Source organism: Alphaproteobacteria bacterium (genome assembly GCA_041396705.1).
In the GTDB taxonomy this organism is placed as follows: domain Bacteria; phylum Pseudomonadota; class Alphaproteobacteria; order CALKHQ01; family CALKHQ01; genus CALKHQ01.
This window is the reverse complement of record JAWKYB010000002.1, coordinates 625,282-651,097: the sequence shown is the minus strand read 5'-3', so window position 1 is coordinate 651,097 and position 25,816 is coordinate 625,282. Positions and strand designations below refer to the sequence as shown.

The window sequence follows — 25,816 nt, the reverse complement described above, 5'->3', positions numbered from 1 at the left end:
TTCACGTCCATGTGAACGGCCGCGAGAACGCGCGAACGGCGTGCCGCGGGACGGCGCGCCGGACCGGCCATGCGCAAGGGATCGGGGAAGTGGGATCCGGACGGAGGGGTCGGACGGGGGAAGGCCCTAAGCCAGCGTCTCGCGCATGGCGGCCAGGGCGCGGCGCACCCAGGCCTTCGCGGTGCCGAGCGGCACGCCCATCGCCTGGGCCAGCTCGGCATGGGTATAGCCGCGCCAATAGGCCAGCATCAGCGCGCGGCGGTATTCCGGGCGCATCGCGGCAAGCGCGCGCCGCACCGACAGCGAATCGGCCGACACCGCCGGCTCGGCGCTGGCCGCGATCTGGTCGTCCAGCGGGTCGGCGTCGCTGCGGCCGTAGCCGCGCGAGCGTTCCGCCCGCAGGCGGTCGATCGCACGGTTGCGGGCGATGGTGCCGATCCACGACGTCGCCGACCCCGCGGCCGGGTCGAAGCGCCCTGCCTGCTGCCAGATGGCGACGAACACGTCCTGGGTCACCTCACGCGCCAGCTCGCGGTCGCGCAGCACCGCCAGCACGACCCCGTGCACGCGCCGGCCGCACGACGCATAGAGCGCGCGAAAGGCCGGACGGCTGCCTGCCGCCACGTCGAGCAGCAGCGCGCCGACCGACGGCTCCGGCAGCGCGGCCGTGGACGCTTCGAGTACCGCTGCGGCCTCACCGCATGGCCCCATCACCGCACCCGTGCGTGATCGTACCGGCCGCGCCAGGGGCGCCGCCGGCGGGAAGGGCAATACGCGCTTTCGGTCATGGCCTCTTGTCGGACCCTGCATGCGCGGAACGCGCAGACTGTGAACTACCCAGACGGAGGATCAGGCGGCCCGGCTGATCAGCAGCAGGCAACCGCCCTGCGACGCCGCGGCCGGATGCGTGACTCCGGCCTGCGCCACGTGGAAGTCGCCGGCCCGCAGCTGATGGTCGCCGAACCGCACGTCACCGGCAACGATATAGCACTCCTCATGGCCGCTATGGTGATGGGCGTCATAGACCGCGCCGGCGGCAACGCGCACGATGATCGTTTCGCGGTCGCCATCGGGGTGGCGCCACAGCCGCTTGTATTCGACACCGGGCGCCATCGGCTGCCAGGCGCCTTCGTCGCCGCGCACGGTGACGGTGGCGGACCGCCAGTCGGCCTCGGCGTCGATGCGCGCCTCGATCTCCTCGAGCAGACCGGCCGGCGGATCGGCCTCGGGCGCCGTCCGGTCCAGCGCCGCCAGCCGCCGCTGCCAGGACTCGACGGCAGCGGCGAATGCCGGGTCGCTGGCCGCGCGGACGCGGGCGGCACGCAGCGAGGCACCGCTCAGCACGCCGAGCGCAAGCTCGGCCGCCAGATCGTCTGTCTGCTGCGTCATCGCACGCTCCATGCCACGGGCCGCCTTGCGCGAACGGGTTCCACCGCCATCGATGCAAGCATAGGGCAGTGTCCGAACCAAGGCGAGGGCCGGCCGCGACGACGGCGCTTGCGGAGCGCCTTGTCACCGTCGACCGGCACAATATTGCGCTGGCGCCGCCGGGCGCCGCCGCGCAATGTGCCCGCCTCGTCCCGACGGCGCGCCGACCCGGAGCCGGCGGTCGCGCCCGAACCGAGCCTTCGCAGATCCGCATGCTCAACGCCGTCCTGTACGCGGCCACCATCCTGTCCTGGGGCCTGACCTGGTATGCGGTCAAGCTGCAGATCGGGGTGGTGCCTCCCGAATGGTCGCTGGTCTACCGCTTCGGCGCGGCCGGACTGCTGCTGCTGGCCTGGATCGCGTGGCGTGCCGGCCGGGCCGGCGGGCCGACCGCCCGGCTGCCCTGGCGCCGCCACGCCGCGCTCGCGCTGCTCGCCGCCTTCATCTTCTGCGGCAACTACCTGATGTTCTACTGGGCCGCCCATTTCATCGCCTCCGGTCTGCTCGCGGTGGTGTTCGCAACCGCCACCGTGTTCAACGCGATCAACGGCGCGTTGTTCCTGCGCCAGCCGATCCGTCCCGCCACCCTGGCCGCGGCCGCGCTGGGCCTGGGCGGCCTGGCGCTGGTGTTCCTGCCCGAGCTGCGCACGGTCGGCGGCGACAGCCTGATCGGCCTGGGTCTGGCCCTCGCCGCCACCTTCTGTTTCTCGCTGGGCAACGTGCTGTCGTCGCGCAGCCAGACCGCCGGCGTGCCGGTGATGACGGCGAACGCCTATGCCATGACCTACGGCGCGATGCTGACCGCGCTTTACGCGGCCGCCATCGGCTCCGGCCCCGCGCTCGACCTGCGGCCGTCCTATCTGTGGGCGCTGGCCTATCTGGTCGTGTTCGGCAACATCGTCGGCTTCGGCGCCTATCTCACCCTGCTCGGCCGCATCGGCGCGGCCCGCGCCGCCTATGCCACGGTGCTGATCCCGGTGATCGCCCTGGCCGTCTCCGCCATGCTGGAGGACTATCGCTGGACCTGGCTCGCCGGCGTCGGCGTCGCCCTGGTGATCGCCGGCAACGTCGTCGCGCTGCGCGGCGGGCGGGCGCCGCAACCGGCCGCAGCCGGCCGGCCGGATCGTCGTCCGGTCGGGGGCGGGCCGATCGGCTCCGACAGGTAGAGGCGCGCGCCCGCCGCGTCCGCCGGGCCGCCGGACGCTCCGGTCTCAGTCCCGGCCGTCGGCGGGGTCCGGCCCCAGCATCCGCGTCGCGTCCGGCCCGGCCAGCGCGGCCACGGCGTGGCGCAGGGCGTCGGCGATCCGCTCGGCCGGGTCCGCGCCGCTGCCGTCGGCCAGCAGCCGGTCGACCGGGATCGGCGCGCCGAACCGCACCGTGATCCGGCGAAAGCGCGGCCAGCGCCGGTCGCGCGGCCAGGCCTCGAACGCGCCCAGGATCAGCACCGGCACCGCCGGCGCGCCGGTCTCGCGCAGCAGCATGCCGACGCCGGGCAGGAACCGCCGGATGTCGCCCGCCGGCGACCGGCGCCCCTCCGGGAACCAGACCAGCGCCAGCCCGCGGGCCAGCACCGCGCGGCCGTGCTCCAGGCTGCCGGCCGGTCCGCGGTCGGGATCGACCGGGAACACCCGCGTCGCCCGGCTCATCAGCCGGCTGAACGTCCCGGCGAACATCTTGCCGGTCCAGCCGGCCCAATAGGTGCGCTTCAGCCGCCCGAACGGGATCGCGGCGGCGACCGCCGGCGGGTCGATGTAGCTGACGTGGTTGGGCGCGATCACATAGGGCCCGCCCTTGGGCAGGTTGTCCGCCCCCTCCACCCGCAGCCGGAACAGCAGCCGCATCGCCACCCAGGTCAGGCCGAGCACGACGACGCCCAGCGCCGCCATCAGCGGGCCGACCGGGCGCAGCCATTCGGGCTCGCCCGCCGCGGCCTGCGGCGACGGCGCCTCGGTCGGCGCCCTTCCCGCCTCGACCAGCAGGTCGCGCAGGGTCAGGATGCGGCCGATCGCCTCCTCGGTCAGCCGGATGCCGAAGCGCTCCTGCAGCTCCAGCGTCAGCGTGACCCAGGCGAGCGAGTCGATGCCGAGGTCGAGCTGGGGGCTGGTGTCCGGACTGAGCGGGACGTCGGGATGTCGCGTGCGCAGCCAGGCCCAGATGGCGGCGCCGGTCGCCGAGGCCAGCAGCGCGCGATCAGCCTCGGCCAGCTCGGCCTGTGCCGCGGCGGCCGTGCCCCGCTCGGCCTGGGCGAAGGCTTCGGCCAGCAGGTGGCGGCGCAGCTTGCCGAGATGGGTGCGCGGCAGCGCCGCCCGGGTGACCCGGTAGCGCGCCAGCCGCTGGTAGGGCGGCAGCGTCAGGCCGACATTCTCGATCTCGTCGCGCAGCACGACCTGCGCCTGCGACGCGCCGTGGCGCCGCAGCGCCTCCTCGTCGGGCACGACCAGCGCGGCCAGCGCGCCGTCCTCCTCGACGATGGCGATCTCGCGGATCAGCGGACTGGCCTGGTAGGCCGCCTCCACATCCTCCGGCACCACGTTCTTGCCGCCGGCCAGCACGATGATCTCCTTCGCCCGGCCGACGATGCTGAGATAGCCGGCACGGTCGATCCGGCCGATGTCGCCGGTGCGGAACCAGCCATCCGCGGTGAAGGCGCGTGCGGTCTCCTCCGGGTTGTTGCGGTAGCCGGCGAACACGCTGGGCCCGCGCGCCTGGATCTCGCCGTCGCTGCCGCCCCCGTCCGCCGCGATCCGCAGCTCCACGCCCGGCACTGCACGGCCGACGCTGTCGAAGCGGCCATGGCCGCGCGGGGTGAAGGTCAGGATCGGCGCGGTCTCGGTCAGGCCATAGCCGGTCAGCACCTCCCAGCCCAGGCCCTCCAGCCGCCAGGCGATCGCGGCGTCGAGACGGGCGCCGCCGCAGGCGAGCGTCCGCAGGTCCGGCCCGAAGCCGGCATGCACCCGGCCGAACAGCGCGCGGCCCAGCCGCAGGCCGGTGCGGCGGCGCAGCGCCGTCGACAGGCCGAGCAGCAGCCGCGCCCAGCGGCCGGCGCGCGCGATGCGGTCGTCGATCGCCGCCAGCAGCGCCACATACAGCCGCGGCACGCCGATCATGATGGTGGCGCGCGCACCCTTCAGCGCCTCGATGATCTGCGGGCCGCTGACGCCGGCGGGCAGCACCAGCGCCGCGCCGTTGGCCAGCGAGCCGAGCAGACCGACGGTGAACGGGAAGGCGTGGTGCAGCGGCAGCGGCAGCAGCACGCGGTCGTCCGGGCCGGCCAACCGTTCGGCGACCAGGGCGGCGACGTTGCTCATCAGGTTGCGGTGGGTCAGCGGCACCGCCTTCGGCGTGCCGGTGGTGCCGGAGGTGTAGAGCAGCACGGCGACCGCATCTGGATCGGCCTCGGCCGCCGGCAGCGAAGCCGCCGCTTGTGCATCCGCCGGCGCCATCGCGTCGAGCAAAGTCGCCGCGAGCGGCGGCGCATCCGGCGCGGCGGCGAGCGCGTCGCGGTGCACCGCGGACAGGAAGCCGCGGCGCGCGCCGCAGTCGGCGGCGACACGAGCCAGCGTCGCGGCGGAACTGAGATCGTCGAGCGGCACCACGACGCCGCCGGAACAGGCGATGGCAAGGCAGGCGACGACCCAGCTTGCGCCGTTCGGGCCGCACAACAGCACCGGTTCGCCCGGCGCCAGCCCGTCCGCCGCCAGCCGCGCGCTCGCCGCCGCGATGGCGCCGGACAGCGCCGCGCTCGACCAGTCGCGGCGGCCGTCGCGGTCAAAGACGGTCAGCGCCGTCGCGTCGCCGCGTCCGGCCAGCGCCCGCACCAGGGCGGGCAGGCTGCGCGGCGCGGCGTCAGGCGCGGGCGGGGCGGACAAGCGGCGGGCTCAGCGGCCCAGTGCCGCCAGCTTGTCGATGGCTTCCTGCAGGCCCTGCGCCGCGGCGAGGTTCAGCAACTGCACCGCATAGTCGACGTTCGGCTCGACGACCACGCCTTCCTCGTACATCAGCGCCAGGCTGTAGAGCGCCAGCGGCTCGCCCTGCTGGGCGGCGGCGCTGAAGTAGTCGAAGGCGCGCGGCAGGTCCTGCTCGACCAGCTCGCCGCTGGCGTAGATCCGGCCAAGATTATACTGCGCGACCGGGTCGCCGGCGTCGGCCGCCTCCTGGTACAGCGTCAGCGCCTGCTCGGTGTTCTGCGGCACGCCCTGGCCGGTCTCGAACAGATAGGCGAGATGGCTGGCGGCGGCGGCGCTGCCGGCCTGCGTCGCCCGGTAGTACCAGGCGGCGGCCCGCTCCAGGTCGGGCTCCACGCCCAGGCCCTCGAAATACATGTAACCGATGTTGTACATCGACGATTCGTCGCCCTGTTCGGCGGCCTGCTCGAACAGCTTCAGCGCCTCGGCGAAGTCCTGCTCGATGCCCTCGCCGTTCAGGTACATCAGGCCGAGTCCGTGCAGCGCCGGCACGAAGCCCTGGGCCACCGCCAGCCGATAGAGCCGCACCGCCTCCGCCGGGTCGGCCTCGACGCCGCGGCCGGCCTGCAGCAGGCGGGCGAGATTGAACTGGGCCGTCGCCAGGCCGTGCTCCTCGGCGGCGGTGCGGTACAACTCCGCCGCCTTGGCCAGGTCCTGCTCCACCCCCAGGCCCTCGGCATAGAGGCGGCCCAGGTTGACCATCGCCGGCGGCCAGCCGGCCGCGATCGCCAGGTCGTAGTAGCGCGCCGCGGCGGCGTAGTCCTGCTCCACCGCCTCGCCGGCCTCGGTCAGCACGCCGAGCCGGAACAGGGCGTTGGGCTGGTTGCGCTCCGCCGCGCGGGCATAGAAGTGATAGGCGCGGGCCGCGTCCTGGCGGACGAACAGCCCGCGCTCGTAGAGCGTGCCGATGTTGAACAGCGCGTCGGGGTCGCCCTCGTCGGCCAGCGGCTTCCACTCGTAATAGGCGGTGGCGAAGTCGCCGTTGTCCGCGGCCACCAGCCCGGCCTGCATGTCGGCCGCCGCCGGGCCGGCGGCGAGACAGAGCAGGACGGCCGGGATAGCCGCGGCGGTCAGGCCAGAGATTGCGCGAAACATCCGATCGCTCCCACGGGGCTGCCAAGGCATCCGTCGGCCCCGACTCGTGCCGGAACCGGATCGCCGCCTGATAGCACCGTCCGGCCGGCAGTGGCTAGCCGGCCGGGCCGGCGTCCGGCCCTGTGTCCGCCGCAGAAGCCGCGGCGCCGGCCGGACGCCGCGCCCGGCCTAGTTGAAGTTGGCCAGCTGGCCGGCGACGAAGTAGCCGGTCTGCACCGAACCGTCGGGCGCGATGACCTGGCCGTAGCCGTTCAGGCCCTCGGAGAAGGGCGTCTCCGGCGCGATGTTCCATTCACCGACGATGCGTTCGCCGTTGGGCCCGATGGCGACGCCGAAGCCGACGAACGAGGAGTCGACCCACTGGCCGCCATAGCGCCAGCCGTCCTGCAGGATCAGCACGCCGAAGCCCGACCGCGAGCGGTCCCACTGGCCCTCGTAGCGATGGCCGCTTGCCCACTGGTAGACGCCGTAGCCGACGCGGTTGGTGTCGCCGCGATAAACGTCGCCGCTCTGGTAGGGATCGACGAAGGCGCCGGGCGCCTCGGCGGCACTGCGGGCCTGGCCGGCGGCGGACTCGGCGCGCGCCTGCGCCTCCTCGGCGGCATCGACCGACAGGCGCACCCGCTGCTGGCGCGACAGATATCCGGTCGGCGCCTCGCCGATGCCCTGCTGGAAGGCGCGGATCGCGCTGCGGGTACCGTTGCCGAACAGGCCGTCGATCGCGCTGGTGTAGTAACCCAGCATCTGCAGCCCGCGCTGGACCTGGCGCTTCTCGTCGCGCGACCAGCCGTCCTCCCAGACGCGCAGCTGCTCGACCGTCTCCACCGGGCCGTTGCCGATATTGGGTCCGGTCGAACCGCCGGCACGCAGGCTGATCTCGAGCCGATAGTCGGTCTGGCCCTGATAGGGATAGACACGGGCATAGTAGGCCCCGGCGCCGACGTCGACGACGATCTCCTCGTCGGCCAGCTCGACATTGTTGGACGAGCCGACCAGCTCGCCGGCGGGGTTGAGCAGCTCGAGGTCGGCATCGGCCGCCAGGCCCGTCATCCGCACGGTCAACGTGCCCGGCTGGTTCAGGTTGAAGGCGATGTAGTCGTTGGTATCGGCGGTGCCGATCCAGTCGCCGAAGCTGACGGTGCCGTCGACCGTGCCCAGCGGGAACGCCTCGTCGGCCGTGTTGCCGGCGCCGTCGGGCGGCGGCGGGGCCGAGGGCACCGCCGACAGCGACAGGCCGTAGTCGGACTGGCCGCTGTACAGATAGACGCGCAGGAAATACCGCCCCGGGCCGATCTGCGCGACGACGGACTCGTCCTCGTAGCCGCCGGCGGCGCTGCTGGCCAGCACCGTGCCGGCGCTGTCGATCAGATCCAGGTCGAGGTCGCCGGACAGCCCGCTCAGCACGGCCGACACCTCGACGAAGTCGGCGACGTCGAAGCCGTACCAGTCCTCGATGTCGACGATGTTGAGCTGTTCGCCGACATTGATCGGGCTCTGCCCGGGCGTGCCGAGCAGGTCGGCCGTCTGGGCGTTGTCGCCGACCTGGTCCGCCGGCGGCGGCGCGCCGGGTCCGGCGCTGACCGTCAGCGTGTACTCGCTCTGCGCCTCCTCGAACGGCAGCACCGCGACGAAATAGATGCCGGCCGGCACGTTTGCGACCAGCGTCTCGTCGACCTCGCCGACCAGCTCCGACGCCGCCACGTTCCGCTCGTCGGCGGTGTAGAGGTAAATGTCGAGGTCGGCCGCCAGGCCGGTCATCGCGACCGTGATCTCGCTCCAGTCGGCGACGCTGACGCGGTAGTAGTCGGCCACGTCGCCGGCGGCGATCCGGTCCTCGAACACGATCGACCGGCCGTCGAGGACGCCGCCGTCATAGGCGGTGACCAGGCTGTCGCCGGCGAGGTCGCCATCCGGACCGGCGGAGATGACCTGCACCTCCTCGATCTCCAGCGCCACGCTGCCGGTGGCCACGCCGCCGCGGCCGTCGCTGACCTCGTAGCTGAGCAGGTTGGAGCGCAGCTCGTTGCCGGTCATCTCGAAGGCGATCTGGGTCAGCGCGTCGACGCCGATCGACTGGCCGGGCCGCACCACCGACGAGCCGGAGCGCAGGAAGCCGCCGTTCGGCACCTCGACGATGCGCACCGACAGCGTGTCGCCGTCGGGATCGGTCGGCGCCGGAATGCCCAGCGGGGTGACCGCGCCGGACCGCACCGTCACCGTCTGCGCGTCGGCCACCACCGGGGCGCGGTTGGTCGATTCCACCGAGATGCGGATCAAGCCGGCCTGCGGCGCGCTGTTGCCGTCGGTGACCGTGAAGGCGAATTGCCCCGCCTCGCCGCTGTGGCCCGGCGCCGGCTCGTAGGTCAGCGCCGTCAGCGCGTTGCCGTCGAGCACGGTGCCGACGCGCACGGTGCGCCCGGCGGACACCAGCCGGCCGCGATAGGGAATCTCGGTGACCGTCACCTCGATCGCGTCGCCGTCGGGGTCGGCCGGAAGCTTGAACACCAGCTGCGCCGCGCCGTTCTCGGCGACTACGGTGACCGACTGCTCCGCCACGACCTCGGGCGGCCGGTTCGGCGCGATCACGCTGATCCGGACCATGCCGCGCACCGGGTCGCCGCGACCGTCGGAGACCGCGAATTCGAACGAGCCGGCATCGCCGTCGTGGCCGGCGGCCGCGATATAGCGCAGCGCCGCGAACTCGCTGGTCGACATCTCTGCGCCGCGCTCGATCAGCGTCGACCCGCTCATCAGGCTGCCCCAGCGCGGCAGCCAGGTGACGCGGATGGTCAGCACGTCGCCGTCGGGATCGGTCGGCGGGGTCAGGCCCAGCGGCACGCCGGCCGGATCGGCCTCGACCTCGACCAACAGCTCGTCGGCCACCGCCGGCGGCGTATTCGGCCGCAGCACGTTGATGCGCATGGCGGCGCGGACCAGGCCGCCGCGGCCGTCGTCGACCTGGTACTCGAACGAGCCCATGTCGCCGGTGCGCTCCGGATCGGTGCGGTAGCTGAGCGCGATCAGCTGGTAGGCGGTCAGCTCGTCGTCGCGCTGGATCGGGCGCCCGTTCAGCTCCACCGCGCCATAGCGCGGCAGCCAGGTGACGCGGATCTGCAGGCGGTCGTTGTCGGGGTCGATCGGCGCGGTGATGCCGAGCGGCACCGGATCGGCGGCGATGTCGATCGAGACCGTGGTCGCGTCCTGCACCACCGGCGGCCGGTTCGGCGCGCGCAGGGCGATGCGCAGCACGCCCTCGGTGAGGCCGCCGTTGCCGTCGTCGACCCGGTAGCGCAGCTCGCCGACCGCGCCTTCGCGGGCCTCGTCGGGCAGATAGTCCAGGCCGGTCAGCTCGCCGGGGGTCAGCACGTCGTTGACCGCGACGGCGACGCCGACCGACTGCACCGCGCCGGCCTCGGGCAGCTCGATCACGGTCACGGTCAGCTGGTCGCCGTCCTCGTCCTCGGGCGTGCCGATGCCGAGCGCGGTCAGGCCGGCGTCGGCGTCGACGGTCAGCGTGCGGGCGGCCTCCACCACGGGCGGATGGTTCGGCTGCCCGCCGTTGGGGTCGATGCGGTCCGGGTTCGGGTTGGCGGCGCGGGTGCGCAGCTCCTGCACCTCGGTGGCGGCGAGCGTGGCCAGCGGATGGGTCGGGTACAGCCGGATGAACTGCTCCAGCATCAGCAGCCGCGCCTCGGGCGATTCCAGCGTCTGGGCCGAGTTGTAGAGCAGCACCGCCGGGTCGTTCTCGTTGACCGCGACGTCGGTGCCGTTGAGATCGGTCCCGGGCTCATCGGTCTCGGCCTTCGGCACGAAATAGAAGCCGCCGCGCAGCCGCGAGAAATGCACCCACGGCTGCTGCTGGCCGTTGGTCATCTCGGCCACTTCCTCGCCGACATAGTCCAGCATCAGCCGGATCTCCATGTCGGGAGTGTCGATGTGGTCGAGCAGCGCCTGGGTGAACGGGCTGTGCTCGCCCTCGCCGTCATAGGCGACGTTGCCGGGCTGGGTCGCATAGGCGATCAGCGTGCCGGTGGCCGACGTCACCTCGGCCAGGCCGCGGCCGATCGAGCGCGTCCCGGTGCTCATGCTGCGCGCCAGCGGGTTGTCGCGGCAGGCGTCCAGGAAGACCAGGCCGGTAAAGTTCGGCCGGTCGAACTGGCGCAGCACGATGTTGGAGTCGACCACCTCGAAATCGAGGTCGGCGGCGCGCTCCAGCACCGCATCGACCGGGACGATGTAGTTGATGCCGTCGACCTGCAGGCCGTGGCCGGCGTAGAAGAACAGGCCGACGTCGGCGCCGTCGAGCGCGCGGGTATATTGCTGCAGCAGCGCATTGAGGTCGTCGCGGGTCAGGTCGAGGCCGAGAAACACCTCGAAGCCGATCTCGCGCAGCTTGTCGGCGATCGCCTGCGCGTCGTTCGGCGGGTTGGGCAGCGGGTTGGCGACCTGGTAGTCGCCGTTGCCGATGACCAGCGCGACGCGCCGCTCCTCGCCCGGGCGCAGCGCGCCGCGGCTGTCATCCTGGGCCGAGGCCGAGGCGGCCAGGGCCGCAAAGCCGACGAAAAGGACGAATCGGACCAGCAATGACCTCATGTGCGACACCTTAGCATCTCATTGCGTAGCAACTCGTTGCCCACGGCGACCGAGAAACCGGCGCCGCGTGACTTGAGATCGACCGGGCGCGATGATCGCGCGACCGAGATATACGGTAAAGCATGAATGTGCCTTAATAGAGGCACGGAAGAGCGCCTATTCCCCCGCTAGCATCGCGACGCGGTGGCACCGTCGATACAGCCGCGCCCGCGGCTGTTCTCGAAGTTGGTGGGACCCGCCAGCCGCATGGTCAGCAGCAGCCAGCCCTCGTTGGTCGCCACATTCTCGACAACGGCGGAACTGGTCGTCACCCACATGCCGTTGCCCGATGCCGAGGTCGGGCCGACGTCGTAGAGGATCTGGATCGACCGGCCGGGAACGCCGACCAGGCCGGACAGGCCGCCGGCCCGCCCGCCCTGCCCGCGGCAGGCGACGTTGGGACCGTTCACCAGGGTCTGCCCGTCGATGACGTTGATCGCCAGGTTGCACTGGCAGTCGCTGTACAGGGTGCCGTCCAGGGTCAGCGCGCAGTCGCCGCCCAGCGCCAGCGCCCCCGCCCGCGGCAGGATCTCGTCGGCCCGGGCACCGTCGCCCCCAAGGCCCACGATCGCTACGATCGCCACGGCACCCGCCGTCGCGACCGCCCGGACCAGGCCGCCCTCTCGTCGCCCCATCATGCACTCCCTGTCCACTGGCCCCTCCCTGCCGCGCCCCGTGCATAACGCTTTTGCGCCAACGGGGACAAGGGGCAGCGCCGGCTCACTCCGCGGCCGACCGCTCCAGCAGCGGCGCCGGCACCGGCATGGCCGGCGCCAGCCGGCCGCCCGCGCGCAGGGGCTCGACGCTGCGCGCCAGGCCCGAAGCCGCATCGGTCTCCACCACCACGCCGCACAGCGTCGCCTCGCCCAGCGCCGGCGTCAGCCGGTCGCCCGGCATCTTCTTCACGAACCGCAGCGTCGCCGGTTCCTTCTTCATGCCGATGACCGAATCATAGTCGCCGCACATGCCGGCGTCGCTCATGAAGGCGGTGCCGCCCGGCAGCACCTGCTGGTCGGCGGTGGGCACATGGGTGTGGGTGCCGACCACCATGCTGACGCGGCCGTCGCAATGGTGGCCCATCGCCATCTTCTCGCTGGTCGCCTCGGCATGCAGGTCGACCAGGATGAAATCCGCGTCGCGGCCCAGCCGCCGCTGCGCCAGCACCTGGTCAACCGCGGCGAACGGGTCGTCCAGCGGGTCCATGTACAGCCGGCCCATCGCGTTGATCACCAGCACCCGCCGGCCGTCGGGCAGGCCGTAGACGCTGGCGCCGCGGCCCGGCGTCGCGGCCGGGAAGTTCAGCGGCCGCAGCACCCGATGGTCGCGCGCGATGTGCTCGATGATCTCGCGCTGGTCCCAGACGTGGTTGCCGGTGGTGATCACGTCGACGCCGGCGGCATGGAGGTCGGCGCAGATCTGGCCGGTCAGCCCGAAGCCGGCGGCCGCGTTCTCGGCATTGGCGACGACGAAGTCGAGCGCGAGGTCGCGGCGCAGCCCCGGCAGCCGGGCCTGCACCGCCTCGCGGCCCGACCGGCCGACGATATCGCCGAGAAACAACAGCCGCATGGCCTAACCCGTCCCTTCCGCATCCGCGGTGCCGCCCAGCGCGACCGGGCCCTGCTCGGTCAGGACGGCGTCCAGCGCCATGTCGTAAGGATCGCGGGGCAGCTTGTCCACCCGCTGCGCCGCGTAGGCCACCCCGCAGGCGAAGGCCGGCCCGCCGCCGTCGCCGCGCAGCCGCGCCAGCGTGCGGTCGTAATAGCCGCCGCCATAGCCGAGCCGGTAGCCGCACGCATCGAACGCCAGCAGCGGCACCAGCAGCAGGTCGGGCCGCACCGCGGCCGCATCCGGGCCGGGCTCGCGGATGCCCCAGGCGCGCGCCACCAGCGGCGCGTCGCCGCGCCAGGCGCGGAAGGCCAGCGGCTGCGCCCGGCCGACGATCACCGGCAGCGCCACGACCACGCCCGCCGCGACCAGCGCGGCCAGTGCCGGGCGGACGTCGATCTCGTCGCCGATCGGCCAGTAGCCCGACGCGGTCCGCGCACCGCAGTCGCGCGCCAGCGCCAGGACGTGCGGCACCAGCGCTGCGCCGGCGCCGGGCCGCACGGCGGCCGCGCGGGCCGCCTTGGCCCGCTCGCGCCAGGCCGCCTTCGCAGCGGCATTGTCCGTGATTTCCGGTTCCGCCAAAGCGCCCTCGCGCCGTGGGTCTGCCGCGCGGCGGACGCGCGAAGGGGAAAAAGGCCGTACCTGCCGTTGGCGGTTCTGATCCCTCTAGGCCTGTACAAAACAGGTGGGCGCCGTATCACCGCGGCCACGACCGCGGAAGGGACAGCTCCCTAGAGGACTGCATTGGCCCCGGGGAAATGAAAGCCTGACGCGCAGGACAGCCCGACAGCACTATCTGGTAGCTTCGCGCCGCTGCGCAAGAGGGATGTGCGGACGGCCGGCGAAAACCGGCTCAGGCCGACTTCTTCAGGGCACTGGTCAGCGCATCGATCCGGTCCGCCGCGGCGTCGATCTGGGCGCACAGCGCATCGGTGCCGCTGCCCGACCGGCGCAGGTCGTCCAGCTCGTTGTACAGCCCGGCGAGTTCGTCCGCGAGCTGCAGGCTGGTCAGCATGAACAGATGCGTCTCCGACACGCCGCTGCGGCCGCCGTCCAGGGCCGCCATCTGCTGGTCGATGTACTTGGCCAGGTTGCCGATGTGGCCTTCCTTGCCGTCGTCGCACGACACCAGATAGTGCTTGCCGTGGATGCTGACCTCGATCCTGGCCATCGGTTATTCCGCCGCGTCGCGGGAATCGACGTCGCCGAGCAGCCGGTCGACCCGGGCGATGGCGAGGTCGAGCCGGTCGGCGACATCGTCCGCCGTCCGGCGCAGGTCGTCATAGGCCTGGCGCACCGCCGCCAGTTCGCGCTTCGCCACGTCGTCGCCGCCATCCCGGGCAAGGGCGTCCTCGAGGCGTTTCACCGCCTCGGCCAGCCGGCGCTGCGATTGTTCCAACCGTGACATGGGGTGTGCCGACTCGCCTCCGCTCGCCCGGAACCGGGCATTCACAATAGGAGCCGGCGGCCCGGCGCGTCAACGCGCAGGGGCCGGCGTCGCGCGATCCTGCACCAGCATCAGATAGACGTTTTCCGCGATGCGCTGCTGCTGCACGATCGCCAGGCCGGCAACCTGGTCGCCCAGGTTGCGATAGCTCGACTCCCGCATCACCACCACCAGCCGGTCGTTGGCCGCCATCCGCTGCGCCAGCTCGGCCGGGTCGTCGATCTCGTCGACGATGCCGCCATAGTCGTAGGTGTAGACGCCGTCATAGGTGGCGAAGGCGACGACGGCATAGCCGCGGTCGGCGTAGTCGCGCATCAGGCGGGCCTGCTCGCGCGGGCTGAGCACGGCGTCGAGCGACGGCGCGATCAGCAGCCCGAGGATGTTCATCACGATCGTGACCAGGCCGAGATTGATCCACAGCGGCCGGAACGCGCTGACGCTGCCGTCGAACCAGGCCAGCGCGGTGGCGCCGGCCAGCATGACGATGCCCAGCGGGACCAGGCCGCCGATCGGGAACGGGGCGAAGCCGGCGATGCCCTCGACCAGCGCCGCCACGCCGGCCACGGCATAGACCACCGCGGCGCTGCGCCAGGCGAAGGCGCGCGCCGCCGGGGCCATGCCGATCAGTGCCGCGGCCGTGGCCGCGGCCAGCGGCGCCAGGGTCGGCAGCAGGTAGATGTGGATCTTGCCGCTGAGCAGGCTGAGGAACACGAAGCCCGCTGCCCAGACGATGCCGAAATAGACCGTCGGCGGCGCATCCAGCGCCCGCCGCCACGCCGCGCGCGCGCCGGCGGCGAGCGCCGCGCGCACCGGGCGCAGCGCCGGCAGCGCCGTCCAGGGCAGCCACATGCCGATCATCAGCGGCAGGTAGAACCAGACCGGATGCTTGTGGTGCCAGGCGCTGACCGCGCGCTGCAGGATCTGGTCGTCGAGCACGCGGTCGACGAAGTCCCACCCCTTGGTCGCCACCACCGCGGCGAACCAGGCCACGGCGACGGCCAGCGACAGCAGCACGCCGACCGCCATGTCCGCCGCCAGGATGCGGCGCAGCCGCCGCGTCGTCGCGGCGTCGACCAGCAGCGCCAGCAGCGGCAGGCCGTGGCCGAGCGGCCCCTTGATGAAGCTGGCCAGCGTGGCCAGCGCGAAGCCGGCGACGATCCAGCCGCTGAACGAGGGCCGCCGCAGGCCGCTGTGCAGACATGCCATCGCCGCGACGATCGCGGCGGCGAACAGCGGGTCCATGCGCGAATAGTGGAACAGTGTGGCCACATAGGGCGTGCCCAGCAGCAGCAGCCCGGTGGCCAGCGCCAGCTCCGGCCGCGCCGGCACCACCCGGCGGACCAGGAAATGGCCGGCGCAGACATAGGCGAAGCCCGACAGCGCGGCGCCGATGAAGAACACCCAGCTGCCCATGCCGCCGCCGAGCCGGGCGATGCCGGCCAGCAGCCAGAAATAGACCGGCGGCTTGTCGGGATAGGGCAGGCCGTTCAGGGTCAGCGTCAGCCAGTCGCCGCTGCCGATCATCTCGACCAGTGCGGCGCCGTAGCGCGCCTCGTCGGAGAACCACAGCGCGCGGGCGTCGACTGCCAGCGCGCATTGCGCCGCGACCAGCGCCACATAGAGCAGATAGGCCCAGCCGCCCTGGAAGCGCCAGCCGGCCTGCGGTCCGACAGGCGCCAGCGCGGACGATTCGGGCGGCGACGCGTTCATCGCGCGTGGATCGGCGCGGCCGCAGGCGAAGTCAAGGGCGCCGACGCCGCATCCGCCCGCACCGCGCGCTGCGGTCAGTGATAGTGCGCGCCGGCCTGGTAGTCCTGGCTCGGCACCACGCGGGTGATCACCCGCTTGATGGTCAGTCCCTGGACGACGATCGAGAAGATGACCACCGCGTAGGTCGCGGTCAGCAGCAGCCCCTTCCATTCGCCGGGCGGCAGCGACAGCACCAGCGCGACCGAGATGCCGCCGCGCAGCCCGCCCCAGGTCATCACCCGGATCGAGCCCTTGGCGAACACGCTGCCGCCCAGCGCCAGGGCGCGGATCGGGATCGCCACCGAGCAGAAGCGGGCGAACAGCACCAGCGGAATGCAGGCCACCGCGATGCCCACCTCGCGCCAGCCGGCGTCGATGGCGAACACTTCCAGGCCGATCAGCAGGAACAGCACCGCGTTCAGCAGCTCGTCGATCAGGTGCCAGAAGTTGTGCACGTGCTCGCGCGTGGTCTCGGACATGCCGAAGCGCATGCCCGCGTTGCCGATGAACAGCCCGGCGATCACCACCGCGATCGGGCCGGACACGTGGATGACGTGGGCCAGCGCATAGACGCCCATCACCAGCGCCAGCGTCATCGTCAGCTCCAGGGTGTACTCGTCGACGCGGCGCAGCAGCCGGTAGGTGCCGTAGCCCGCGGCCCCGCCCAGCACGGCGCCGCCGCCGACCTCGACCAGGAACAGCTCGGCCACCGCCCAGGCGTCCACCGGCTCGTCGGCGCCGTGGCCGGCGGCGGTGAAGGCGATCGCGGTCAGCATCAGGAACAGCACGACGCCGACGCCGTCGTTGAACAGGCTTTCGCCGGCGATCTTGGTCTCCAGGCTGCGCGGCACCTTCACCGTCTTCAGCAGGCCGAGCACCGCGACCGGGTCGGTCGGACTGACGATGGCGCCGAACACCAGCGCGATGATGAAGGGCACGCCGGCCAGCCACCAGAAGCCCAGCCCGACGATCGCGGCGGAGATCACCACGCCCAGGCTGGCCATCAGCGCGATCGCCCATTTCTGCGAGGCGAGCTGGTCGAGGTCGACGTGCAGCGCGCCGGCGAACAGCAGGAAGCCCAGCATGCCGTTCATCAGCGCGTCGTAGAAATCGACCTGCTCGATCATGGCGGCGACCCGCTCGGCGATCTGGCCGCCGGCCAGCCAGTCGCCGAACAGCACGATCAGCGAGGCGGCGAGCGCGATCACCACCAGACCGATGGTGGTCGGCAGCTTGAGGAAGTGATAGTTGACCTGACCGAACAGGGCGGCCAACACGACGAGGATCGCGGCGATGTCGAACGGTGTCATGGGTCAACTGCGGCAGTGGTCGGGGCAGGGCCGGAACAATGGCTAGCCACAGCGACGCTTCAGCACAAGCGCCATTGCCGGCGCTGGCCGGGATCCGGGCCTGTGTGTTCGACGCCTACGGCACGATGTTCGACGTCGCCGCCGCCGCAGCGCGCGAGCGCGCGGCACTGGGCGCGCAGGCGCAGCCGCTGGCGCAGCTGTGGCGGCAGAAGCAGCTCGAATACACCTGGCTGCGCAGCCTGATGGGCGCCTATGCCGATTTCTGGCAGCTGACCGGCGACGCACTCGACTATGCGCTCGACAGCCTGGGCATCGCCGATCCCGCCCTGCGCGACCGGCTGCTCGACCTCTACAGCCGGCTCGACGCCTATCCGGAGGTGCCCGGCGTGCTGGCGGCGCTGCGCAAGGGCGGGCTCGCCTGCGCGATCCTGTCGAACGGCGCGCCGGCGATGCTGGCCTCGGCCGTCGCCAATGCCGGCGTCGGCGACATGCTGGCCGCCACGCTCTCGGTCGACGGCCTGCGCATCTACAAGCCCGACCCGCGGGTCTACCAGCTCGCGGTCGACCGACTGGGCGTGGCCGCGTCCGAGATCTGCTTCCTGTCGTCCAATGCGTGGGACGTCGCCGGCTCGGCCCATTTCGGCTTCCGCGCGGTCTGGGTGAACCGGTTCGGCCAGCCGGCCGAACGCCTGCCCGGCCGTCCGGTGGCCGAGCTCCGCGACCTCGCCGGCCTGCCGGCGCTGCTCGGCCTCGGCTGACCGGCGATCAGGCGCTCGCCGCCAGCCGGGGCTCGCGGTGCGCCGTGACCCGGTTGCGGCCCTGCTTCTTCGACAGGTAGAGGCAGGCATCGGCCGCCTGCAGCGCGGCGTCGAGCGCATGCGGGCCGGCCGCCGGCTCGACCGACGCCACGCCGAAGCTGGCGGTGAAGCGCAGGGTCCGGCCCTCGTGGTCGACCACGGTCGCCTCGAGCATGGCGCGCAGCCGCTCGGCCAGCGCTTCCGCACCGTCCAGACCCGTCTCCGGCAGCAGCAGCACGAATTCCTCGCCGCCCAGGCGGGCGAACATGTCGACCGGCTGCCGCACCGCGCCCATGCAGACCGCGGCCATCGTCTTCAGCACCGCGTCGCCGGCGTGATGGCCGTAGACGTCGTTGACCGACTTGAACTTGTCGATGTCGATCATGATCAGCGACAGCGGGTTGCCGTGGCGGCGGCTGCGCGCCAGCTCGGCTTCGGCCTTTTCCATGAAGGCGCGGCGGTTGGCGGCGCCGGTCAGCGGGTCGGTCGCGGCCAGCCGCTCCAGCCGCGCCTGCAGCGCCTTCGCTTCGGTCACGTCGACGATCGCGCCGACGACGCCCAGCGTCGACCCGTCTTCGGCGCGGATCAGCGCCTTGTGGATGACCACGTCGCGGTCCTGGAAGGTCTCGCCCAGCGACAGCCGGCGCTCGTATGTGTGCTTCGCCGTCTGCTCGTCGGCCATCAGCCGGTCTTCCGCCTTCGCCGCATCCAACGCCTCGCGGCCGAGCACGTCGTCGAGCGTGCGTCCGACGATGTCGTTCATCGGCCGGCCATGGATGGCGGCATAGGCCGGGTTGGCGTGGGTGATCACATAGCGTTCGTCGCGGGCGAAGATCGGGATCGGCACGGTGTCCAGCAGCGTCTGGATGAAGCGGCGCTGGCGCACGTTCGACAGGTGCAGCTCCTCGCGGTCTTCCGCCAGCTCGACCAGGGTCGCGGCCTGCTCCTCGATCATGCTGCGCGAGAATTCGTGCTCGGTGACGGTCGCCTGCAGCAGGTCGCGTTCGGCCAGGGCCTCGCGCACGCGGCCGCGCTGCGCGATCAGGTCGACCGCGGTGGCGGCGAGGTCCGCCAGCAGCGGGACGTTCGCGGCGTCGAGACCGGCGGGCGCGGGGTGCATCACGCACAGCGTGCCGAGCCGCACGCCGTCGCCGGCGATCAGCGGCGCACCGGCATAGGCGCGTACCGCCGGCGCCCCGGCCACCAGCGGCGCGGCGCGGAAGCGGGGATCGGCCGCGGCGTCGTCGACCCGCAGGATGGCGTCGGATTCGATGGCCCGGGCGCAGAAGGCACTCGCGCGCGGCAGCGCGTCGACGCCGAGACCGAAGCGTGCCTTCAGCCACACCCGGTCGGCATCGACCAGCGCGAGCGCCGCCATCGGCGCCGCGCACATCCGCGCGGCAAGTGCGACGATCCGGTCGAGTGCCGGCGCCGGCTCCGCGTCGAGGATGTCCAGGCCGCGCAAGTGGGCCAGGCGCTTTTCCTCGTCGGCCGCTGTGGCTGCCGGACTCATGACCAATCTCTCGTCGGTGCGCCGTCATGTGACGGCATCCGGCACCATCCTAACCCAAGGACGCTAAGCGACCGTAAAACCGCTGCCGCAACGCCGGCGCCGCAATCCCGCCCCAATGTCGGCCAATGTTGCGCTCGGGCGGAGGGTGGCCTAACTGTGGGGTGTGGCGGCAATGCGCCCGAAGACTGGAGATCACGACACGATGGCTGGTGCGGCACGGCGACTTGGGACCTGGACGATCTCGGCGGCGAAGGCCGCATGCGCGGCGGCGGCGCTCGGCCTCGCGGCATGGATCGCGCCCGCGGCGGCCCAGTCGCAGCAGGAGGACATCCAGCGGATCGAGACCTACCTCAACTCGATCGGGTCGATGGAGGCGCGGTTCCTGCAGGTCGACCCGGCCGGCAACAGCGTGCAGGGCACGCTGTTCATTCTGCGGCCCGGACGGCTGCGGTTCGAATATGACGAGCCCTCGCCGATCCTGATCGTCGCCGACGGCACCTGGGTGCACTATCACGACAAGGAGCTGGACCAGACCAGCCGCGCGCTGATCAGCGACACCACGGTCGAGTTCTTCACTCGCAACGACCTCAGGCTGCAGGGCGACGTCACCGTTACCGACTTCAAGCGCGAGGGCGGGCTGATCACCGTGACCCTGGTCGATTCAAGCAATCCGGACGAGGGTTCGGTCGCCTTCACCTTCGACGCCGACCCGCTGAACCTGCGCCAGTGGGTGGTGACCGACCCGGAGGGCGCGCAGACGCTGGTCGCCCTGCTCAGCTTCGAGACCAACGTCCCGCTCGACGCCAACATGTTCTATTTCTACGACTGAGGCGTCCGCCGCGCGCACAGGTCGCGCCGTCACCGGCGACATTGGGGGGTCGGGCCCCTCCATCGGGATCGCGGCCGGAACTCGGCGGCTCCATCCGCCGTTCCGGATGCGCGTACTTGCGCTATAACGCTGGCATCCGCGGCGCCGACGCTGTAACACCGCGTGCTTCGTCCCCGCCCGCCAGTGTAGTCTGATCGCAGCCAAGTCAGCGCCATGCCGAAACGCACCGACATCCAGTCCATCATGATCATCGGCGCCGGGCCGATCGTCATCGGCCAGGCCTGCGAGTTCGACTATTCCGGCACCCAGGCGTGCAAGGCGCTGCGCGAGGAGGGCTACCGCGTCATCCTGGTCAACTCCAACCCGGCCACCATCATGACCGACCCGGAGCTGGCCGACGCCACCTATGTCGAGCCGATCGAGCCGGCGATCGTCGCCGACATCATCGCCCGCGAGAAGCCGGACGCACTGCTGCCGACCATGGGCGGCCAGACCGCGCTGAACACCGCGCTGGCGCTGGCCGACGACGGCACGCTGGACAAATACGGGGTCCAGCTGATCGGCGCCAACCGCGACGCCATCGCCAAGGCCGAGGACCGCCAGCTGTTCCGCGAGGCGATGGACCGGATCGGCCTGGCCAGCCCGCGCAGCCGGATGGTGGCGAGCTTCGCCGAGGCGCTGGAGGCGGTGGAGCTGACCGGCCTGCCGGCGATCATCCGCCCGTCCTTCACCCTGGGCGGCATGGGCGGCGGCATCGCCTACAACCGCGAGGAGTTCGAGCGCATCGTCGTCGCCGGCCTGCGCGCCTCGCCGGTCCACACCGTGCTGATCGAGGAATCGGTGCTGGGCTGGAAGGAGTTCGAGATGGAGGTCGTGCGCGACCGCGCCGACAACGCCATCATCATCTGCTCGATCGAGAATGTGGACCCGATGGGCATCCACACCGGCGACAGCATCACGGTCGCGCCGGCGCTGACGCTGACCGACAAGGAATACCAGATCATGCGCGACGCCTCGATCGCGGTGCTGCGCGAGATCGGGGTGGAGACCGGCGGTTCCAACGTCCAGTTCGCGGTCAACCCGAAGGACGGCCGGCTGGTGGTGATCGAGATGAACCCGCGGGTCAGCCGCTCGTCGGCGCTGGCCTCGAAGGCGACCGGCTTCCCGATCGCCAAGATCGCCGCCAAGCTCGCCGTCGGCTACACGCTGGACGAGCTGAAGAACGACATCACCCGCATCACGCCGGCCTCGTTCGAGCCGACCATCGACTATGTGGTGGTCAAGGTGCCGCGCTTCACCTTCGAGAAGTTCCGCGACGCCGACGCCACGCTGACCACCTCGATGAAGTCGGTCGGCGAGGCGATGGCGGTCGGCCGCTGCTTCCAGGAGGCGCTGCAGAAGGCGCTGCGCAGCCTGGAGACCGGGCTGACCGGCCTCGACGAGATCGACATCGCCGGCTGGCCCGAGCGCGACGCGGTGCGCGCCGCCCTCGGCAAGCCGACGCCCGACCGCATCCGCATCGTCGCCCAGGCCTTCCGCATCGGCATGTCGATCGACGAGGTCCACCAGGCGACCCGCTACGACCCCTGGTTCCTGGAGCAGCTGCGCGAGCTGGTGCGGATGGAGGACCAGGTGCGCGACCACGGCCTGCCGGCCGACACCCAGGCGCTGATGCGGCTGAAGCGGGCCGGTTTCTCCGACGCCCGGCTCGCCACCCTGGCCGGCCTCGACGTCGATGCCGTCGCGCTGCGCCGGCGCGATGCCGGCCTGCGCCCGGTCTACAAGCGCATCGACACCTGCGCGGCCGAGTTCCCGTCCGACACGCCCTACATGTACTCGACCTACGAGGGCAACGGGCTGGTGCCGGCGGAATGCGAGGCGCAGCCGACCGGCCGCCGCAAGGTGATCATCCTCGGCGGCGGACCGAACCGGATCGGCCAGGGCATCGAGTTCGACTATTGCTGCGTCCATGCCGTCTACGCGCTGCGCGCCGCCGGCTTCGAGACCATCATGGTCAACTGCAACCCGGAGACGGTGTCGACCGACTACGACACCGCCGACCGGCTGTATTTCGAGCCGCTGACCGCCGAGGACGTGCTCGAGATCGTCGCCAAGGAACGCGAGGCCGGCGAGCTGCTCGGCATCGTGGTGCAGTTCGGCGGCCAGACGCCGTTGAAGCTGGCCCGGGCGCTGGAGGCGGCCGGCGTGCCGATCCTGGGCACCACGCCGGACATGATCGACCTGGCCGAGGACCGCGAGCGCTTCCAGGTGCTGCTGCAGAAGCTGGCGTTGCGCCAGCCGGCCAACGGCACCGCCACCGCGATCGAGGGCGCCGTGCGCATCGCCCAGTCGATCGGCTATCCGGTGGTGATCCGCCCGTCCTACGTGCTGGGCGGCCGGGCGATGGAGATCGTCTACAACGAGGAAGGGCTGCGCCGCTACATGGTGGAGGCGGTCAAGGTCTCCGGCGACGACCCGGTGCTGATCGACCGCTATCTGCGCGAGGCGATCGAGGTCGACGTCGACGCGCTGGCCGACGGCACCGGCGCCGTCTACATCGCCGGCATCATGCAGCACGTCGAGGAGGCCGGCATCCATTCCGGCGACAGCGCCTGCTCGCTGCCGCCGCATTCGCTGACCGACGCCATCGTCGACGACATCGGCGAGCAGGCCAAGGCCCTGGCCCGGGCGCTGAACGTGGTCGGGCTGATGAACGTGCAGTTCGCGGTGCAGGGCGAGACCGTCTATGTGCTGGAGGTCAACCCGCGCGCCAGCCGCACGGTGCCGTTCGTCGCCAAGGCGACCGGCGTGCCGATCGCCAAGATCGCCGCCCGGCTGATGGCCGGCGCCAGGCTGGCCGACTTCGGCCTCGCCGACGCACCGCGCGCCAACGGGCTCGGCACCACCGTCAAGCACATCGCGGTCAAGGAATCGGTGTTCCCGTTCAACCGCTTCCCCGGCGTCGACACCATCCTGGGGCCGGAGATGAAGTCGACCGGCGAGGTGATGGGCATGGCGCCCGCCTTCGGCAAGGCTTTCGCCAAGGCGCAGATCGCCGCCGGCCACTTCCTGCCGCGCGAGGGCGCGGTGTTCTTCTCGGTCAAGGACGGCGACAAGCCGGCGATGATCGACCTCGCCTGGATGCTGAGCGCGGCCGGCTTCCGGCTCAAGGCGTCGCGCGGCACGGCGGCCTATCTGGAGCGGGCCGGCTTGCAGGTGGAGACCGTGAACAAGGTGCTGGAAGGCCAGCCGCACGTGATCGACGCGCTGATCAACGGCGAGATCCAGGTCATCTTCATCACCACGGAAGCATCGGGCCAGGCGTTCAACGACAGCCGCACGCTGCGCCGCGCCGCGCTGGCCCACGACCTGCCCTACTACACCACCGTCGCCGGCATCCGCGCCGCCGCCCAGGCCATCACCGCGCTGTCGCAGGGTGCGCTTGAAGTTCGGCCGCTGCAGGCTTATTTTGCAACGTCAAACTGGATGGACTGATCAGCACGCGATCCGCCGGCGACGTCGGCGGACAAATTTTTTGTCTGGATCGCTCATGATGGAACGGATTCCGATGACGCAAGGCGGCTACCAGCGCCTTGTCGCCGAACTGAAGCAGCTCAAGGAGATCGAGCGGCCGGCGGTGATTACCGCCATTTCCGAGGCGCGCTCGCACGGCGACCTGTCGGAGAATGCCGAATACCATGCCGCGCGCGAGCGGCAGAGCTTCATCGAGGGCCGGGTCGTCGAGCTGGAGAGCATGATCGGCCACGCCGAGGTGATCGACCCGACCAAGCTGAGCGGCAAGACCGTGCGTTTCGGCGCCACGGTGACCCTGGTCGACGAGGAGACCGAGGACGAATCGACCTACCAGATCGTCGGCGCGCACGAATCCGACGTGAAGCAGGGCCTGATCTCGGTGACCTCGCCGCTGGCGCGGGCGCTGATCGGCCGCGGCCCCGGCGATTCGATCGAGGTCAACACGCCCAACGGCGGCCGCACCTACGAGATCCTCAAGGTCGAATACGTCTGACCGCCCGGCCCCGTCCGGGCGTGCGGTTGGCCCAAATTGCCGCGGAACGCACGCCGGGACTCGCCGTCGGCTTGTGCAGCGCTATATTTGAATGATTCCAATCAAAGCGGGCGCCCGCCCGCGCGAAGACCGCGCACATCGGACAGGAGGACAGGTCATGGCCGGAGCCGGCAGTTTCGATCTCCATGAGGACCCGGCGAAGCTATCGCCCGAGACCATCGACCGCCACCGCGCCATCGTCTCGCTGATGGAGGAGCTGGAGGCGGTCGACTGGTACCAGCAGCGCGTCGACGCCACCGCCGATGCCGAGCTCAAGGCCATCCTCGCCCACAACCGGGACGAGGAGATCGAGCATGCGGCGATGGTGCTGGAATGGCTGCGGCGGAGTTCGCCGAAGATCGCCGAGGAGCTGAAGACCTATCTGTGGACAACCGGCCCGGTCACCGGGGTCGAGGAGGCGGCGATGGCCGGCGACGGCGCGGACGCCGGCGGCAGCGCGCCGGCCGACGGCTCGCTCGGCATCGGCAGCCTGAAGGGGAGGAAGGATGGACGACCTGCATCGCAGCCTGGCGCCGATCACCGCCGCGGGTTGGGACGAGATCGACGAGGAAGCCAAGGCCACGCTCAGGCGCACCCTGGCCGCCCGCCGCCTGGTCGACTTCGCCGGCCCGCTCGGCTGGTCCACCTCCGCCGTCAACCTCGGCCGCACCAAGGCCCTGCGCGGCAACCCCGCCGACGGGGTGATGGCGGCCCAGCGCGTGGTCCAGCCGCTGGTCGAGTTCCGCGTGCCGTTCGAGCTGAAGCGCAGCGAGCTGGACGCGCTCGCCCGCGGCGCCAAGGACCCCGACCTCGACCCGGTGCGCAAGGCCGCCCTGGCCATCGCGGTGGCCGAGGACCGCAGCGTGTTCCACGGCTATGCCGACGGCGGGATCGAGGGCATCTTCGCCGCCGCCGACGTCGGCCCGCTGACCATCAGCGAGGATTTCCAGAAATATCCCGTGCTGGTCGCCGAGGCGACCGGTGCGCTGCGCGACGCCGGCGTCGAGGGGCCCTATGCCATCGCGCTCGGCCCGCGCTGCTACACCGGCCTGACCAAGACGTCGACGCCGGCCGGCTATCCGATCATCAAGCATGTCGAGCGCCTGCTCGACGGGCCGGTGGTGTGGTCGCCGGGTATCGACGGCGCGGTGGTGATGAGCCTGCGCGGCGGCGACTTCGAGCTCAGCGTCGGCCGCGACCTGTCGATCGGCTATCTCGACCACAGCGGCAGCGCGGTCCAGCTCTACATCGAGGAGAGCCTGACCTTCCGCGTGCTCGGGCCCGAGGCCGCCGTGCCGCTGGCCTATGAGGACAGCGCCTCGTCGAAGACGCGCAAGTCCAAGTCCAAGTAGCCCGCCGCCCGCTCGCTCGCTCGGCGGC

At 71.5% G+C, this 25,816-nt stretch carries 19 protein-coding genes, 1 other RNA gene and 1 pseudogene; 7 read left to right on the top strand and 14 right to left on the bottom strand.

Going from position 1 to position 25,816, the window contains the following annotated elements:
• Positions 1-126: 126 nt before the first annotated feature.
• Positions 127-711, bottom strand: coding sequence for a sigma-70 family RNA polymerase sigma factor (locus tag R3F55_03025; GenBank protein ID MEZ5666404.1), 585 nt, complete (start codon positions 709-711; stop codon positions 127-129).
• A gap of 138 nt (positions 712-849) precedes the next feature.
• Positions 850-1,389, bottom strand: coding sequence for a cupin domain-containing protein (locus tag R3F55_03020; GenBank protein ID MEZ5666403.1), 540 nt, complete (start codon positions 1,387-1,389; stop codon positions 850-852).
• 251 nt (positions 1,390-1,640) lie between these two features.
• On the opposite strand from R3F55_03020, the gene R3F55_03015 reads away from it, so the two are divergent.
• The gene (locus R3F55_03015; protein ID MEZ5666402.1) at positions 1,641-2,594 is read left to right on the top strand and encodes a DMT family transporter; all 954 of its coding nucleotides are present in this window, start codon (positions 1,641-1,643) and stop codon (positions 2,592-2,594) included.
• Positions 2,595-2,639: 45 nt separating this feature from the next.
• Here R3F55_03015 and R3F55_03010 read toward each other — a convergent pair whose 3' ends face one another.
• From R3F55_03010 to R3F55_02960, 11 genes are all read right to left on the bottom strand, one after another.
• Positions 2,640-5,297: an AMP-binding protein gene (locus R3F55_03010; GenBank protein ID MEZ5666401.1), complete on the bottom strand. Its 2,658-nt coding sequence runs from the start codon at positions 5,295-5,297 to the stop codon at positions 2,640-2,642.
• Positions 5,298-5,306: 9 nt separating this feature from the next.
• Entirely contained in the window at positions 5,307-6,488 is a 1,182-nt protein-coding gene (locus R3F55_03005; protein MEZ5666400.1) for an SEL1-like repeat protein, read from the bottom strand.
• 168 nt (positions 6,489-6,656) lie between these two features.
• Positions 6,657-11,081, bottom strand: a complete 4,425-nt coding sequence (locus R3F55_03000; protein ID MEZ5666399.1) for an Ig-like domain-containing protein — start codon at positions 11,079-11,081, stop codon at positions 6,657-6,659.
• A gap of 167 nt (positions 11,082-11,248) precedes the next feature.
• Positions 11,249-11,755: a hypothetical protein gene (locus R3F55_02995; protein ID MEZ5666398.1), complete on the bottom strand. Its 507-nt coding sequence runs from the start codon at positions 11,753-11,755 to the stop codon at positions 11,249-11,251.
• Between the two features lie 85 nt (positions 11,756-11,840).
• Complete coding sequence (locus R3F55_02990; protein ID MEZ5666397.1) at positions 11,841-12,686, bottom strand: TIGR00282 family metallophosphoesterase; 846 nt, start codon at positions 12,684-12,686, stop codon at positions 11,841-11,843.
• 3 nt (positions 12,687-12,689) lie between these two features.
• Positions 12,690-13,307 carry a 5-formyltetrahydrofolate cyclo-ligase gene (locus R3F55_02985; protein MEZ5666396.1) on the bottom strand — a complete coding sequence of 206 codons (618 nt, stop codon included), beginning with the start codon at positions 13,305-13,307 and terminating at the stop codon, positions 12,690-12,692.
• A gap of 47 nt (positions 13,308-13,354) precedes the next feature.
• Positions 13,355-13,513, bottom strand: a non-coding RNA gene (gene ssrS / locus R3F55_02980) — 6S RNA.
• Between the two features lie 65 nt (positions 13,514-13,578).
• Complete coding sequence (locus R3F55_02975) at positions 13,579-13,896, bottom strand: cell division protein ZapA (GenBank protein MEZ5666395.1); 318 nt, start codon at positions 13,894-13,896, stop codon at positions 13,579-13,581.
• A gap of 3 nt (positions 13,897-13,899) precedes the next feature.
• On the bottom strand, positions 13,900-14,133 hold the full coding sequence (locus R3F55_02970) for a hypothetical protein (protein ID MEZ5666394.1): 234 nt from the start codon (positions 14,131-14,133) through the stop codon (positions 13,900-13,902).
• A 69-nt stretch (positions 14,134-14,202) separates the two neighbouring features.
• Positions 14,203-15,882, bottom strand: coding sequence for a glycosyltransferase family 39 protein (locus R3F55_02965; GenBank protein MEZ5666393.1), 1,680 nt, complete (start codon positions 15,880-15,882; stop codon positions 14,203-14,205).
• A gap of 74 nt (positions 15,883-15,956) precedes the next feature.
• Positions 15,957-17,231: a sodium:proton antiporter gene (locus R3F55_02960; protein MEZ5666392.1), complete on the bottom strand. Its 1,275-nt coding sequence runs from the start codon at positions 17,229-17,231 to the stop codon at positions 15,957-15,959.
• Positions 17,232-17,269: 38 nt separating this feature from the next.
• Between R3F55_02960 and R3F55_02955 the strand changes: the two genes are divergently transcribed.
• Complete coding sequence (locus R3F55_02955; GenBank protein MEZ5666391.1) at positions 17,270-17,989, top strand: haloacid dehalogenase type II; 720 nt, start codon at positions 17,270-17,272, stop codon at positions 17,987-17,989.
• Between the two features lie 7 nt (positions 17,990-17,996).
• Here R3F55_02955 and R3F55_02950 read toward each other — a convergent pair whose 3' ends face one another.
• Positions 17,997-19,541, bottom strand: coding sequence for a diguanylate cyclase (locus R3F55_02950; protein MEZ5666390.1), 1,545 nt, complete (start codon positions 19,539-19,541; stop codon positions 17,997-17,999).
• Positions 19,542-19,743: 202 nt separating this feature from the next.
• On the opposite strand from R3F55_02950, the gene R3F55_02945 reads away from it, so the two are divergent.
• The 5 genes and pseudogenes from R3F55_02945 to R3F55_02925 all read left to right on the top strand — a co-directional run bounded on the left by R3F55_02945 (position 19,744) and on the right by R3F55_02925 (position 25,788).
• Positions 19,744-20,370, top strand: coding sequence for an outer membrane lipoprotein carrier protein LolA (locus R3F55_02945; GenBank protein MEZ5666389.1), 627 nt, complete (start codon positions 19,744-19,746; stop codon positions 20,368-20,370).
• A gap of 213 nt (positions 20,371-20,583) precedes the next feature.
• Positions 20,584-23,865, top strand: a complete 3,282-nt coding sequence (gene carB, locus R3F55_02940; GenBank protein MEZ5666388.1) for a carbamoyl-phosphate synthase large subunit — start codon at positions 20,584-20,586, stop codon at positions 23,863-23,865.
• Between the two features lie 58 nt (positions 23,866-23,923).
• Positions 23,924-24,397, top strand: coding sequence for a transcription elongation factor GreA (greA, locus tag R3F55_02935; protein ID MEZ5666387.1), 474 nt, complete (start codon positions 23,924-23,926; stop codon positions 24,395-24,397).
• A 157-nt stretch (positions 24,398-24,554) separates the two neighbouring features.
• Positions 24,555-24,944 (top strand): annotated as a pseudogene (locus R3F55_02930) (ferritin-like domain-containing protein).
• Entirely contained in the window at positions 24,943-25,788 is an 846-nt protein-coding gene (locus R3F55_02925) for a family 1 encapsulin nanocompartment shell protein (protein ID MEZ5666386.1), read from the top strand. The pseudogene R3F55_02930 and the gene R3F55_02925 overlap by 2 nt, the downstream one beginning before the upstream one ends.
• Positions 25,789-25,816: the final 28 nt, after the last annotated feature.